The following is a 13,800-nucleotide window of genomic DNA, read 5'->3' as shown; positions in this document are numbered from 1 at the left end:
NCCGAGAACACGCCGAACGTGCACCCGGTGGGCCGCAACGGCATGCACCGGTACAACAACCAGGACCACTCGATGCTGACCGCCATGCTGACCGTCGAGAACATCATCGACGGCACGAAGCACGACGTGTGGGAGGTCAACGTCGAGGAGGACTACCACGAGGAGGTGTCGTCCGGCGGCGCGGCCAAGCGCTGACGCCCGGACCGACCTGCTGAGCGCGGCGGCTCGGCCCGCCGGGACATCCGGCCGGGTCGAACCCGCCGACCGCCGACGAAGAACCTGGCCGGGATCTTCGGTCGTCGGCGCGCGGTGCCTTCGACGTGCCGTCGGCGGCCGACCCGGCCAGAATGCGGGACGGTACGCTCCGCGCCCGCCAGGCGCGCCCTGGCGGCGGCTTCGGTGGCCAGCCCACCGCCCCGGCATGCAATCCGCGGTCTGCCCCCCGCGCCCGCCCGGCATCGCCGCGGCGCGGGGGCTGCCGCACGAGACCTGCACCGGGTGCGGACCTGCCTGGTCGGCCGGATCGTGGCCCGGTTGACCCCGCCGCACCGCGGGCAACGTGGACGGAAGGGACTGACCGTGACGGATGTCGCGGTCCGGCCGGCGGAGCAGCTCCCCGGGCCGGTCGACCGGGTCGGGAACGCGCCCGACCGCGCGGGGCGGATGTTCGCGGTGGTCGTGGGGGTGCTTGTGGCCGCCGCGGTCATCGTGCGCTTCACCGCCAACCAGGCGTTGTGGCTCGACGAGGCGCAGAGCGTCGCCATCGCGCGACTCCCCCTCGGCGGGTCGGGCGTGACCATGTGGGACGGTTTGCTGCAGGACGGCTCACCGCCGCTGTACTACCTGGTGCTGCACGGGTGGATCGCCGTGTTCGGGGAGACCAACCTCGCCGTCCGGTCCCTGTCCGCCGTGATCAACATCGCCGCGGCATGGCCGCTGTTCGTGCTGGCCCGCCGGGTGGTGAACGCCCGCGCGGCGAAGGTCACCGTCGTGCTGTACCTGACCTCGCCGTTCGCGCTGTACTTCGGCACCGAGACCCGGATGTACAGCCTGATCGTGCTGCTCACCGCGCTCGGCGGACTCGCCCTGGAGCGGGTGCTGCGGGCGCCGTCGGTGCGCTCGGTGATCGGACTGTCCCTCGCCGCCGGCTGCCTGGCGCTGACCCACTACTGGTGCCTGTACCTGCTGCTCACCGTCGCCGTGTGGCTGACCGGGCTGCTCACCCTGCGCCCCTGGTACCGCGCGCGCCGCGCCCGCCAGCTCGGCGTGGCCTCGGCGACCGCGGCGGCGCCGCCGACCGCCGCGATGTCGCCGCCGGGGCTGGTGTCGCCGCCGGGGCTGGTGTCGCCGCCGAGCGGGCCGGTCTCCTCGATGCCGGCGACCGCCGCCATGCCTCGGCCGGGAGCCGGGGCGGTCAACGGCGGCCCGACGGGCCGCCCGCCCGGCGCGCGCAGCCATCGTTCGTCCGGCCGGTCCCCGTCGTCCGGCCGGTCCCCGTCGTCCAGCCGATACCTGACGCCGCAACGGCGCGGGCCGGTCTACGGGCTGCTCGGCATCGTCGGCGGCGCGATCGTCTTCTCCCCGTGGCTGCCGAACTTCTTCAACCAGCTCGCCCACACCGGCACCCCCTGGGGCGAGCCGGCCAGCTACGCGGCGATCTCCCACGCCTACGGCCAGTGGGCCGGCGGACCGACGACCCTCGGCCGCCTGCTGCTGTTTCTCATCACGGGCCTGGCCGCCGCCGGGATCGCCGGGCGCAGTCCCGGCGGCCGGTTCATCCTGATCGACCTGCGCGGTCTCGAACCGGGCCGCACGATGTTCTTCCTGGCCACGGGCACCCTCGTCGTCGCGGTGACGGCCGGCAAGCTCGTCGGCAACGCCTGGGCCGACCGGTACACCGCTACCGCCTTCGTTCCGTTCCTGCTCGTCATCGGCCTGGGTGCCACGATCATCGGGGACCGGCGGGTGTTCCACGGGGTCGTCGCCGTCGCGGCCCTGGTCGGCCTGCTGGCCGGCACCACCGACATCCGGCGGGAACGGTCGCAGGCCGGCGAGGCCGCCCAGGTGCTCCAGCGGCTCGCGCGACCCGGCGACGTCATGCTGGTCTGCCCCGACCAGCTCGGCCCGGGGCTCGCCCGCACCGTCCCGTCCTGGCTGAAGGTGTACGTGGTGCCGACCTACGCGCCACCGGACCGGGTCGACTGGGTGGACTACGAGGATCGCAACGCCAAGGCCGACGGCCAGGCGATCGCACGGCGCGCGCTGACCGAGGCCGGCCCGCAGCACACCGTCTTCCTCGCCGGCTCCGGCTCCTACCGGACCTACGAGGTGCTGTGCACGCAGGTCCGCGGGACCCTGCAGAACGCCCGCCCGCATGCGGACGAGGTCATGGAGCAGGGCCTGCCGGCGAAGGTGTACGAGAACTACTCGCTGCTGCGCTTCCAGGCGCAGTGACCACCGCGCGGGGGACGTCCGCCCACCCCGGTCCACAGCCGGGCCCAGGCCCGGCATCCGAGCCGGGGACGCCCCCCGCGCACGACCCCGCCGTCCCCCCGCCCGTTCCCGCCGCCCCAGGCGACTCCACCATCCCGCGCGACCCCCCTCCCCCACTCGAAGGCATCGCCCCACTGGCCGGCACCGTCCCACCCGGTGGCACCGTCCCACCCGGTGGCACCGTCCCATTCGACGGCACCCGATCCGCGTCTCGCCGACGCACCGCGGGCCGGCGACGCGCGCTGGTCCGCCGGGACGACCCGTGGTGCCTGCGGGAGGTCGTACTCGCCTGGCTCGCCGCCCGGCTGGTCGTCGGCGCCGCCCTGGCGATGACGAAGTTCATCGCCGACAACGCCCGCGGCGACCAGGGTGCCCGGCTGCAGACCACCGACCTGCTCGGATGGGATGCCGGCTGGTACAAGACGATCGCCGAGGTCGGCTACAGCGGCGCCGGCAGTGAAAGCCGCCGTTTCTTCCCGCTGCTGCCCACGCTGGTGCGGGTCCTGTCCCACCTGCCGGGCGCCGGTGCTCATGTCGGCATCGTGCTGCTGCTGGTGGTCAACCTGTGCGCCGTCGGCTTCGCCCTGGCGCTGGTCCGCCTGGCCCGCCTCGAGGGGCTCGGTTCGGACGCGACCTTCCGGCTGATCTGGTTCGCTGCCCTCGCGCCGCCCGCGTTCGTCCTGGTCATGGGATACGCCGAGGCGCTGGCCGGGCTGCTGGCGGTGGCGGTGTTCCTCGGCGCGCGCAGCCGCCGGTGGGAGCTCGCGGCCGCGGCCGCCCTGCTCGGCGGGCTGTGCCGGCCGCTCGGCGTCCTGCTGGCCGTCCCCGTCGCCGTGGAGGCGGCCCGCGGACTGCCCTGGCCCGGTCTGCGCCGCCTCGGCCCCCCGACGGCCACCCCGGTGAACGGGGCGAGGCGGGCCACCGCGGCGAACGGGACGAACGGGACGAAGCGGGCCACTGCGGCGAACGAGGCGGAGCGGGCCGCCGCGGCGAGCGGATCCGGACGGGCCGCGCCGGCGGGCGGCATCGGCCCGCGGGACCTGCTACGCCGACTGGTGGCAGTGCTCGCGGCACCGGCCGGCGCCGCGATCTACGTGCTCTGGTCGGCCCGGACCTACGGCGACGGCCTGGCGCCGTTCACCCTCCAACGTGACGAGGCCCGCCACGGCAGCACCGGCAACCCCCTGTCGGTGCTGTGGCACGCCGCCCGCGGGGCCTTCTCCGGCGAGCTGGGCACGGGCCTGCACGTGCCGTGGCTGCTGCTGGCCCTGGTGGGCCTGGTGGTGATGGCCCGGCGGTTGCCGGTCTCCTACGTGCTGTGGAGCGCGCTGGTGCTCGCGGCCGTGCTCACCGGCAGCAACCTCGACTCGGCGGAACGCTACGTCTACGGCGCCTTCCCGTTCCTGCTGGTCGCGGCGCTGGTCACCNCCCGCCGGGAAGTCTTCACGTTCGCCCTCGTCGCCTCGACCGCGGCGATGACGCTCTACGCCACGCTGGCCTTCACCCTCTCCTACGTCCCCTGAGGCCCGCCGCGTCCTGAAGTCCGCCATGCGCCCTCCTCCATGCGGCCCCGTGGCCTACGTTCCCCCGGGGCGCTCTGCGTGCGCCGAAGTCCCGCCCGTCGCCGATGCGCCGGCCAGCCCGCCGTGTCATGATCGGCAGGCCGGTACGAACCCGCAACAGCCGGGCCCCCAACGCGCCGCAGTCCCTTGCGGGAGGTAGCGGGACGGTTAACGTGGTGGGGCCGAACGGTGGCCCTGTCCCCCGCCGTAACGGAGCATCCGGACCTCGCGCCCGTGCCCGTCGCACCGTCCGCCACATTCCGTCGTCGGCAACCGTCCCATCGTCGGCAAACCGTCCCATTGTCGGCAAACCGTCCCATCGTCCGCAAAGTCGAGGTCAGGTCGCTTTGGCTGGGGTCGAGCTGGAATACCAGAAGCTGTACATGCCGCCAGGAACGGACCGCCGGGCGGCCGTGCAGATCCTGACGATGCACGCCGAGTTCGGCGACTGGGAGCTGGAACGCCTGCGCCTGTTCCCCGACGGGTCGCGCCGTGTCGTCCTGCGCCGCCGCCGGCGCCCGGGCGGCCTGCCCGGCTACCTGCCCACCTGACGCCGCTCCGCCCACCACGGGCCCCGCCGCCCGGCACGGTGCGCGGGCGCCTCACCGCCCCCCGCCCAGCATGTTGCGCGGGCGCCTCACCGCCGCGGCCCGACTCCGATCAGCGGCCGACCTCGCGGCGAACCTGGGCGGGCGTGCGCACCTCCACGGCGTCCGGGGCAATCCCACGGCTTTGCAGATGCCGCCCCGACAGCGCCCAGCCGGTCAGCGGGACCCCCGGCGAACCCGGCTGGCCAGCCTGCGCCGAGCCGGTGGGCCGGTCGAGGGACCAGACGTCGGCGCGGAACCACACGTCGCGCCACCGGGCGTCCTCGTCGGCCCGCAACTGGACGAAACGGCGGCGCAGCACCTGGCAGGCGACCTGCGCCGCGGTACCCGGGCTGTGCTCGAAGCCGCCGGACGGCTCCGTCCGATCAGCCACCCACCGGCTGCCGTCCAGACTGACCTGCACCAGATAGGCGAAGGTGACCGACGGGCCGTCCGCCGGGACCTCGGCGGACGGCCCGAGGCCAGCGGCGGACACTGCGTCGTCGGTCACATCCGCCATGATGTCACGCAGCGACGGCAACACTTACACGACGGGTGACACTTCACGGACGAGCGGCACGGGACGTGTCTGTCCAGGAAACCGCGCCCGCCGGGGGCGCAGGAGTGACCCGGGCCACCTGTCATCCTTGACCCATGGGCCGCCTCGGCGGCACGTGCGCCTCCCAGCCGCCGCGATGGGCCGGGCCCGAGTCTGCGTCAACGGGCGCGGGCGTGAGCACGGGCTTGGGCGGGCACGGCGGCCGGTGGAGTGGGGTGCGACCGGGGGACGGGCGGTGCTGGCGCGACGGTGCCGACGGTGCTCGCGGTGGAGGCGGTGCTCGCGGTGGTGGCGGTGCTCGCGGTGGAGGCGGTGCCCGCGGTGGAGGCGGTGGCGAGGTTGACCTCGACGACGATCTCGCCGTCCTGGGCGGTCATCCGTAGCCGGCCGCCGTGGACCTCGACGAGCCGGCGCACGACATACAGGCCGAGTTGGGCGCCGTCCTCGGGGCGGCCCTCGGCGCCGGGGTGACGGCCGAACGGTTCGAACAGGCCGCGGATGGTGTCGGGGTCGAGGTCGGGTCCGGGGTTGCGCACGCGTAGGACGGCTTCGTCGCCGACCTGCCCGGCGGTCAGCCGAATCGGGGCGCCAGGCTGGGCGTACGTGGCGGCGTTGTCGAGGAGGTTCGTGACGAGCTGGTGCAGCGCGCCGTGGGCCATCCGAACGGGCAGGCGGCCCGCGGCGTCGATGATGACGCTGCTCGCGCGGGCGGGGACGGCGGCCCGCAGCGTCTCGACGACTTCGGCGAGCACCGACGGCAGGTCGGTGCGGACGTCGTCGTCGACGACGGCGGTGGCGGTCGCCGCGGTGAGCATGTTCTCCAGCAGGCGATGCAGGCGTCGTGAGGACCCGGCGGCGTCGTCGAGCAGCTCGTCGATCCGGGCGTCGGACAGACGGTCGCGCTCGCTGCGCAGGGTTGCCAGGGTGGCGCGGATGCCGGCCAGCGGTGCGCGGAACTCGTGGCTGACGGTCGTGACGAGTTCGCTACGGAGCCGGTCGGTCTCCTCGATACGGGCCATGAGGCTTTCCTGCCCTTCGTAGAGCTGGCCGCGGTAATGGGCGGCCCGTTGGCGGGATTGTTCGCCGTGACGGCGCAGGACGAGCTGGACGCCGGTGAGCGCGACGACGAACCCGCCGACGATCCACACGGGTCCGAACGGATCACGGCCGCCTGCGACGGTGTGTCGCACGACGGGGTCGGCGATGAACACGACGGGCAGGCCGAGCAGATGGGTCGTCCAGTCCTCGTACAGGGCGAGCAGGGCGGTGACGACGACGAAGTGCAGGACGAGCTGGCAGGCGCCNCCGGCGAGGAACATCAGGATCGTCGAGGAGCACAGCAGTCCGGCGCCCGCGGCCAGCGTGCGGATTCGCGGTCCCCCCGGCAGCCCCGCGGCGGCGAGCAGCAGCAGCGGCGGCAGCGCCGCGACCAGGGCGTGGCCGACAGACGCGCCCTGGTAGCAGGCGTAGCCGGCGATCAGCGGCAGATGCAGCGCCAGGATCCAGCAGACCAGGATGTGGCGGGCCTTCCAGTCCGCGAGCGGCAGCCCGCGCGGAAGCCACCCGCCGGCGGGTAACGGCGCGTCGAAGGCCGGCCGTGATGCGGGCACCGCCGCGAGCGATGCGGGCACCGCCGCGAATGCTGACGCCGCTGGGGGCTCGGGCTCGGGCGCCGCCGGGGGCTCGGGCGCTGATGCGACAGTCACCGCGCAGGTGGTCGCGGCGGGGTGTCCTGGACGGTCGGCGGGAGTCGCAACCTGCTGTCGCAACCGTTGCACCTGGTCGGCGAGCTCCGTCATCTGCACGGCGAGCTCTGCCACCTGTGCGGCGAGCTCCTGCTTCTGCGCGGTGAGGGCCCGCGCCTCTTCCTCGAGCCCCGCGGCCCGTTCGGTGGCGGCACGTAGCGCGTCGCGGGCCGCGGCGGCCTCGCGATGCGCCCGGTCGCACTCCCTGGACCCGACCTCGAGGATGTGGTCGCGGGAGTCGATCGCGGCGCTCAGGCCGGCCTCACGCGTCCGCGCCTCCCACCGCGTCTCCTCGAGTAACGCCTGCATCTGCCTGAGCTCGTGCAGGGCGTTCTCCAACAGCCTGTCCTGGGTGCGGATGACGATTCGAAGCGGGTCGAAACCCGCGGCGACGGGGTCGGNCGCCGGGTACGGACAGTCGGTGGCCTGCGGAAACGCCTTGCGGTAGAGGCGGCCGCACTCGTCGAGCGCGGTGTCGCGATCCTCGGGCGGGACCCCGAGTTGGATCTGCCCCTGAAAATAGATCCATTGGGCAGACGATTTTCCTATTCCATCCTGGAACAGACGGAGAATCTTCCTCGACAGACTCCGCTGGTTCTTCCAGGGATCGTCCGGCAGGATCCAGCGGGCGATCTGGTCGGCGGGCACCGGATGACGCCGGTGAAGATCGTGTCGGTATTCGATGAGTGCGGCCAGGTCAGGGTCGGCGAGCTGCCGAGGGGACCGCTGTGGAGCCCCGGGCATCGGTCCTTCTTTCGAGTGACGACGGAATGCGGAAACCCAGTCGCATCGCGACGACAGGGCTGGTAGCACGCCGGCTCCGGATGCGACATGCCTGTCGCACCCGGTCCACACGCGCATCGCGAACGGCNCCACCCCAAAGCCGTTGTTGCGTCATCTTGCCACGCATTCTCCCGGGTGGTCTTACTGGTGGACATCCAGCCGGAATCCCACGTACGGTCCGACTGTCCGCCCCCGGAAGGAGAAGTAAAGGGTGATGCACCTGCAAAGGCGCCGGTGTTTTCTCACGGCCGACGATCGGTCCCCGCACACGGGGACCGGGGGCACCGCGCGGGGTCGGGCGCCGATCTCGCGCCGCTCGACCCGAGCGCACCCGGACCGACGTCACCGTGGCCCCCTCCCCCGCGAGTGGATGTTGACACCGCCTGGTACTAGTCACATAGTGCCACCGGTGTAGCTAGATTGAGCTACTCCATCGTCGCTGTGGTGCCGTGTCGGCCGCATTGTCCGCGCACTCGGGTGGGGGACGTCCGTCGCCGCAGCCCGACGGCAGCACCTCGACGCCGCTCAGCCAGGCACTCAACGCCACTCCACCGCGATGGAACGGCCACCCACAGCAAGATCGATCAAAGGAGAGACTTCGATGGTCCAGCCCACCCCACGCCAACAGCTTCTGCCTGTCGTCGTGGTCGTCGTCCTGGCACACTGTGCCCACGACGTGGACCCTCTCGAGGCCAACACAGCCAGTGTCGACCCTCCAGGCAACGACCAACCCTCGGGAAACGACGAACCCTCGGGGAACGGCCAACCCCCAGGGAACGACGAACCTCCGGGGAACGACGAACCCCCGCCCCCGAGGGAACACGTATCTCCCGGGAACGGGGACTTCCCGGAGGGCAGGGAGGATCTCCACGAACCGATCGAGCCCGCCTCGAGCGACCCGGAACCGCCACCGCTCTGGGCGGCTGCCGCCGTGCTGCGGGTGGTCGTCGGCCTCACCGCCGCAGCGGTCCTACTCGTCACGGGCCTGGCGAGCGCCGACGCCCTGACGACCCACCTGTGGGGTGGCGCGTTCTTCCTGCTCGTCGACAGCGTGCTGCGCGGCCGGCGGATGCCGTGAGCCGACGCGACCGCCAGCCCGTTCCGCCCACCGGCGTCGTCGCCCCGAACCGGCACGACCGGAAGCGCGCCGCCGTGCACCATCCGCTGCTCGGCGCCCACGCCGGCTACGCGTGCACGATCGCCGGACCCGCCGCCCGACCCGTGTCCCCCTCCGGCCTGGTGGGACCCCCGGGGGGAACGCCTGGCCGGCGCAGCCATCATCATCGCCGCGGAAAGGCATGAACCGACGAATCCCGCCACGGACAGCGCCGACGCCGAGGAGGTCGCGGCGCGACTCCGTCGTCGCAGGACGATGATCGCGATGACAAGGTAACCATCGGAAGGACCCTCGAAGTCGCCGCGAAATCGCCGGAACATGGTGCCGTCAGCACGACGTCCCGACACCGAGGCATATCCACAGTACCGAAGTACAGATTTCAGTACTGCGGCGCGGCGTCATTNACCGTTCGGCCTCCGGTCTCGCCGCTCCTGCCAGTCGCCACCCGTCCACCGATTCGCGTGCGCCGGAAGCGCCGAAGTGCGCGAGTCGACGGGAACAGGCATGGAGATCGCACTCTCAGTCGCACACCCGAGGACAAAAGCCNCTCGGCACACCCGACCGCACCCGACTCCGTTGCCTCACGCACGGCGAAACCACGGTCCTGGGCCTCCACGAACAGCAGACCCCGCACCGCGGCGACCCGGCGAGGTCAGCAGGCGCGCAGGAAACGGTCCAGGACCCGGACGCCGAAGCGCAGGGACTCGACCGGCACCCGCTCGTCCACGCCGTGGAACATCCCGGAGAAGTCCAGGTCCGCGGGCAGAAGCAGGGGGGAGAAGCCAAAGCAACGGATCCCCAGCCGGGAGAAGGACTTGGCGTCCGTCCCGCCGGAGAGCATGTAGGGCACCGGCCGGGCGATCGGGTCCTCCGCGCGCAGCGAGGCGCCCATCGCCTCCACCAGCGCCCCGTCGAAACCGGTCTCGACGGCCCCGTCGTGGACGACCCACTCGCGGCGGATGTCCGGTCCGAGGATCTCGTCGAGCTGGCGGATGAACTCCTCCTCCTGGCCCGGCAGGTAGCGGCCGTCGACGTAGGCGGTGGCCTCGCCGGGGATGACGTTGACCTTCTCGCCGGCCTGCAACTGGGTCGGGTTGACGGTGTTGCGCAGCGTCGCGCCGATCATCCGGGCGACGGGGCCGAGCTTGNTGACCGTGGTCTGCAGGTCGTCGAGGTCGAACTCGACGCCGAGCGCCTCCCCCAGCTCGTTGAGGAACACCCGCACCGTCGGGGTGAGCACGAGCGGGAACTCGTGGCGCCCCAGGCGCGCCACCGCCTCGCACAGCGCGGTGACCGCGTTGTCGTCGCTGATCATCGACCCGTGCCCGGCCCGGCCGGACGCGGTCAGCTTCATCCAGGCCAGGCCCTTCTCGGCCGTCTCGATGAGGTAGAGCCGCAGGTCGTCGGAGACGGTGTAGGAGAAGCCGCCGACCTCGCCGATGGCCTCGGAGCAGTCGGCGAACAGGTCGGGATGGTGCTCGACGAGCCAGCGGGCGCCGAGCACACCGCCGGCCTCCTCGTCCGCGAGGAAGGCGACGACGAGGTCGCGCGGCGGCTTGCGGCCGGAGCGGGCGAGATCGCGCACAACCGCGAGGGTCATCGCGTCCATGTCCTTCATGTCGACGGCGCCGCGCCCCCACAGGCAGCCGTCGACCTCCTCACCGGAGAACGGCGGCACCCGCCACTGGCTGGCGTCGGCGGGCACCACGTCGAGATGGCCGTGGATGAGCAGCGGCGCGCGGGACGGGTCGGTGCCCTCGATGCGGGCCACGACGCTGGTACGGCCCGGCTCCGACTCCAGGATGGTCGGCTCGATCCCCACCTCGGCGAGCTTCGCGGCGACGTACTCGGCGATCGGGCGCTCGTGGCCGTCGCCGTTGCCGCGGTTGACCGACTCGAAGCGGAGCAGGTCCCGACAGAGCTCGACCACCTCACCCTCGGCGTCCGGTGCGGTCACCGGCAGCCGGATGCCACCGGTCGGGTCGGGGGACGAAGACGGCGCGCTAGGCATGCCTCCAGTCTGCCCCGCCCGGGATGCGCATGCCGACCGCGGACCGTACCGTGAAACATTGTCGTAGCCGACCAGCAGCATTGCGTCGCCGCGTCCCCGACCGAGGTGGCCCCACGGTGATCGCCCAAGGCGTGATCCGCGGCAGCGACCGCGATCCGCGCCGCCGACCGCGATCCGCCCGTGGGAGGTCCCCGTGACCGTCTACCCCTGCCCGCGCTCCGACCTCGCCTGCGCCGAGCGCTTTCTCAGCACCGGCGACCTCGACTACCACCTCCACGTGACCCACGGCTACCGGGGCGTCTGGCGAATCGTCGCGAGCCTGCGCCCGGATCACCCGCTGCCCATCGGCCCCCGCCCGGCCCGCCACGTCCCCGACGGCCTGGTCGAGAGCCCGGGCACCCCCACCCTGGCCGAGAGTCACGACGCCGACTCTCGGGCCGATGCGGGCAAGGCCGATGCGGGCAAGGCCGATGCGGGCAAGGCCGATGCGGGCGCCCTGACCGGTATCCGGCCATCGGCCACGATCGCCGCGGGCCACCGCAGTAGGCGGCACATCCGCATCTCCCGCTGACCCCGGCACCTGTCGCCGGCCCCGGACCTGTCGCCGGCCCCGGACCTGTCGCCGGCCCCGGCAAGATCTGCAGCGCCCCAGAGGGCGTCCGGTCTGACCCGTTGTGACCGATACGGGTGGTTGTGGCACCGGGTCCACACAGGTGATCGACGTGTCGGTGTTACAGCGATGTCTTCGATGTATGTCCGAAGAAAATCTGATGATGTCGGCGGCGCGCGCCATGTAGCGAAGACGAAAAGTTTCCGGGTCAACTACCGTCCACGGCTATTCATCACCACTGCGGCTGGCTAGCGTTCCCGCGACCGCATCGGGAAGACGAATTCGCGGCCAGGATGGGTGGTGGTAGGACGATGACGGCTCCGCCGGGCGAGATGATGGTCGAATCTGTTGCCGCCCCGGCCGTCGTTCAGCCGGAGGGTCGATCGCTATGGCGATCCGGCTGGATCCGGCNGCGGCGCGACAAACCGGCAATGATCAGCGGAGTCTTCCTGATCCTCCTTGCACTGATCGCCATATTCGCGCCGGTCATGGTCTCGCTGCTGGGACATCCGCCGAACGAGCCGCACTACGACCTTCTTGATCCGAACACCGCCGCGCCACGGGGGCGTTTCGGCGGGATGAGCTGGCATTATCTGCTCGGGGTGGAGCCGGTCAACGGCCGGGACATCTTCAGCCGGACCGTCTACGGCGCGCGGGTATCGTTGCTGGTCGCGCTCCTGGCGACCGCGACGGCAGTGATCATCGGCACGGTTCTCGGGATGCTCGCCGGGTATCTCGGCGGGCTGTGGGACACGATCATCGCGCGGCTCATGGACCTGCTGCTGTCCGTGCCGTCGGTGCTGTTCGCGATCGCGATCGTGGCGGTGATTCCGAACAAGGCGTTCGGTCTGTCGGGTTCGGGGCTGCGGATCGGGGTACTGGTCTTCGTCATCGGGATATTCGCCTGGCCGTACATCGGACGCATCGTCCGCGGGCAGGTGCTGTCGCTGCGGGAAAGGGAGTTCATCGAGGCGTCCCGCTCGCTCGGCGCGGGGACGTTCACGGTGATGTTCCGGGAGCTGCTGCCGAACGTCGCCGCGCCGGTACTCGTGTACGCGACGCTGCTCATTCCCACGAACATTCTCAACGAGGCGGCGCTGTCGTATCTCGGGGTCGGGGTCCGGCCACCGACCGCCTCCTGGGGTGATTCGCTGGCCGTCGCCTCGCACGGCTGGTACAGCATCGAGCCGATTTTCATGCTGGCCCCGGGACTGGCAATCTTCGCCACCGTGCTCGCGTTCAACCTGCTCGGCGACGGCCTGCGCGACGCCTTCGACCCACGCGGCGGCCGATGATCGCGCTCCACCCGCGGCGCCCGGCGCGCCGCTGCCTGCCGGCTTCCCGCGCCGGTCATCCCGCGGGACATCCGGGCCGACCCGCCCGCGACACGGCGGGACCGGCACACGTGTGAGGGAGATTCATGAAACGGCGTGCAAATCTCATCCGGATGGGGGCGCTCGCCGCCGCCGCCGGGCTGGTGCTGGCCGCGTGCGGCGGCAGCAGCGGGGGCGGCGGTTCGAGCGGCGGATCCAATGGCACATCCTCGGGGAGCAGCTCGTCGAACGGCACCTCGTCGGCGGGGNCCAGCGACGCGCTGCTGCACCCGTCCGACAAGTCCGGCGGGACGCTGCGCGCCCTGAACGACTCCNACTGCGACTACTGGGACCCCGCCCGCACGTACTACGCGAACTGCTGGGACCAGCAGCGCTGGATCTCCCGCCAGCTCGTCACCTACTCCCCGCAGCCGGGCACGCCGAAGCTCACNGGTGACCTGGCGACCGCGGTGCCGACCTCGTCGGACCTGAAGACCTGGACGTACACGCTCAAGGACGGGATCACGTTCGCCGACGGCACGCCGATCACGTNGAAGGACATCAAGTACGCCGTCGAGCGGGTCTTCGCCACCGACGTCATCAACGGCGGCCCGACCTACCTCATCGACTACCTCGACGACCCCAGCGCCCCCTACCCGGGCCCCTACAAGGACACCGACCCGAACAAGCTGGGTCTGAAGTCGGTCGAGACCCCGGACGACAAGACGATCACCTTCCACCTGAACAAGCCGTTCGCGGACTGGAACTTCGTCATGGCGCTGCCGGGCGTCACCCCGGTGCCGAAGGCCAAGGACACGGGCGCGAACTACACCTTCAAGCCGGTCTCCTCCGGCCCGTACCAGATCGAGAAGTACACCCCGAACAAGATCATTACCTTCGTCCGCAACCCGCACTGGGACCCGAAGACGGACACGGTGAACAAGGCGCTGCCGGACCGCATCGAGGTCACGATGGGCCTCGACCTCGACGACGTCGACAACCGGCTGCTGGCCAACAGCN

At 71.8% G+C, this 13,800-nt stretch carries 10 protein-coding genes and 5 pseudogenes; 10 read left to right on the top strand and 5 right to left on the bottom strand.

What is annotated here, in order from left to right:
* Position 1: 1 nt before the first annotated feature.
* The 3 genes and pseudogenes from FF86_RS42000 to FF86_RS06690 form a co-directional block, all read left to right on the top strand.
* A pseudogene (locus tag FF86_RS42000) lies at positions 2 to 195 on the top strand (FAD-dependent oxidoreductase); the annotation flags it as partial.
* A gap of 384 nt (positions 196 to 579) precedes the next feature.
* Positions 580 to 2,454, top strand: a complete 1,875-nt coding sequence (locus tag FF86_RS06700) for a glycosyltransferase family 39 protein (RefSeq protein WP_044885244.1) — start codon at positions 580 to 582, stop codon at positions 2,452 to 2,454.
* Between the two features lie 1,948 nt (positions 2,455 to 4,402).
* The gene (locus FF86_RS06690; RefSeq protein ID WP_009737761.1) at positions 4,403 to 4,606 is read left to right on the top strand and encodes a DUF5703 family protein; all 204 of its coding nucleotides are present in this window, start codon (positions 4,403 to 4,405) and stop codon (positions 4,604 to 4,606) included.
* 109 nt (positions 4,607 to 4,715) lie between these two features.
* Here the strand turns inward: FF86_RS06690 and FF86_RS06685 are convergent, their stop codons facing one another.
* The 3 genes from FF86_RS06685 to FF86_RS35530 form a co-directional block, all read right to left on the bottom strand.
* Positions 4,716 to 5,162, bottom strand: coding sequence for a hypothetical protein (locus tag FF86_RS06685; RefSeq protein WP_044885243.1), 447 nt, complete (start codon positions 5,160 to 5,162; stop codon positions 4,716 to 4,718).
* A 197-nt stretch (positions 5,163 to 5,359) separates the two neighbouring features.
* Positions 5,360 to 6,220 (bottom strand): sensor histidine kinase, encoded by an 861-nt coding sequence (locus tag FF86_RS65525; RefSeq protein ID WP_396229800.1) that lies wholly within the window; start codon positions 6,218 to 6,220, stop codon positions 5,360 to 5,362.
* 1,128 nt (positions 6,221 to 7,348) lie between these two features.
* On the bottom strand, positions 7,349 to 7,594 hold a 246-nt coding region (locus FF86_RS35530), incomplete at its 3' end, for a hypothetical protein (RefSeq protein ID WP_206778908.1).
* Between the two features lie 1,066 nt (positions 7,595 to 8,660).
* On the opposite strand from FF86_RS35530, the gene FF86_RS34145 reads away from it, so the two are divergent.
* Both FF86_RS34145 and FF86_RS34660 read left to right on the top strand, forming a co-directional pair.
* Complete coding sequence (locus tag FF86_RS34145) at positions 8,661 to 8,807, top strand: hypothetical protein (protein ID WP_157866931.1); 147 nt, start codon at positions 8,661 to 8,663, stop codon at positions 8,805 to 8,807.
* Complete coding sequence (locus tag FF86_RS34660) at positions 8,804 to 9,031, top strand: hypothetical protein (RefSeq protein ID WP_044885192.1); 228 nt, start codon at positions 8,804 to 8,806, stop codon at positions 9,029 to 9,031. Before FF86_RS34145 ends, FF86_RS34660 begins: the two co-directional genes overlap by 4 nt.
* 467 nt (positions 9,032 to 9,498) lie before the next feature.
* Here FF86_RS34660 and FF86_RS41990 read toward each other — a convergent pair.
* Both FF86_RS41990 and FF86_RS41985 read right to left on the bottom strand, forming a co-directional pair.
* Positions 9,499 to 9,994: pseudogene (locus FF86_RS41990) on the bottom strand (M20/M25/M40 family metallo-hydrolase); the annotation flags it as partial.
* A gap of 1 nt (position 9,995) precedes the next feature.
* Positions 9,996 to 10,857, bottom strand: an 862-nt coding sequence (locus FF86_RS41985) for a M20/M25/M40 family metallo-hydrolase (RefSeq protein WP_242418303.1), incomplete at its 3' end; no start/stop codon positions are given.
* 193 nt (positions 10,858 to 11,050) lie between these two features.
* Here FF86_RS41985 and FF86_RS41980 point away from each other — a divergent pair.
* From FF86_RS41980 to FF86_RS41970, 5 genes and pseudogenes are all read left to right on the top strand, one after another.
* The gene (locus FF86_RS41980; RefSeq protein WP_242418302.1) at positions 11,051 to 11,428 is read left to right on the top strand and encodes a hypothetical protein; all 378 of its coding nucleotides are present in this window, start codon (positions 11,051 to 11,053) and stop codon (positions 11,426 to 11,428) included.
* A 332-nt stretch (positions 11,429 to 11,760) separates the two neighbouring features.
* Positions 11,761 to 11,878: pseudogene (locus tag FF86_RS64000) on the top strand (hypothetical protein); the annotation flags it as partial.
* A gap of 1 nt (position 11,879) precedes the next feature.
* Positions 11,880 to 12,762: ABC transporter permease (locus FF86_RS06655; protein WP_255355721.1), on the top strand; the 883-nt coding region annotated here is incomplete at its 5' end.
* A 476-nt stretch (positions 12,763 to 13,238) separates the two neighbouring features.
* Positions 13,239 to 13,332, top strand: a pseudogene (locus FF86_RS41975) (ABC transporter substrate-binding protein); the annotation flags it as partial.
* A gap of 1 nt (position 13,333) precedes the next feature.
* A pseudogene (locus FF86_RS41970) lies at positions 13,334 to 13,799 on the top strand (ABC transporter substrate-binding protein); the annotation flags it as partial.
* Position 13,800 lies beyond the last annotated feature (1 nt).

The organism is Frankia sp. CpI1-P (assembly GCF_001421075.1).
Lineage (GTDB): Bacteria > Actinomycetota > Actinomycetes > Frankiales > Frankiaceae > Frankia > Frankia torreyi.
The sequence above is the reverse complement of the archived record's forward strand: the minus strand, read 5'-3'. Positions and strand labels throughout refer to the sequence as shown.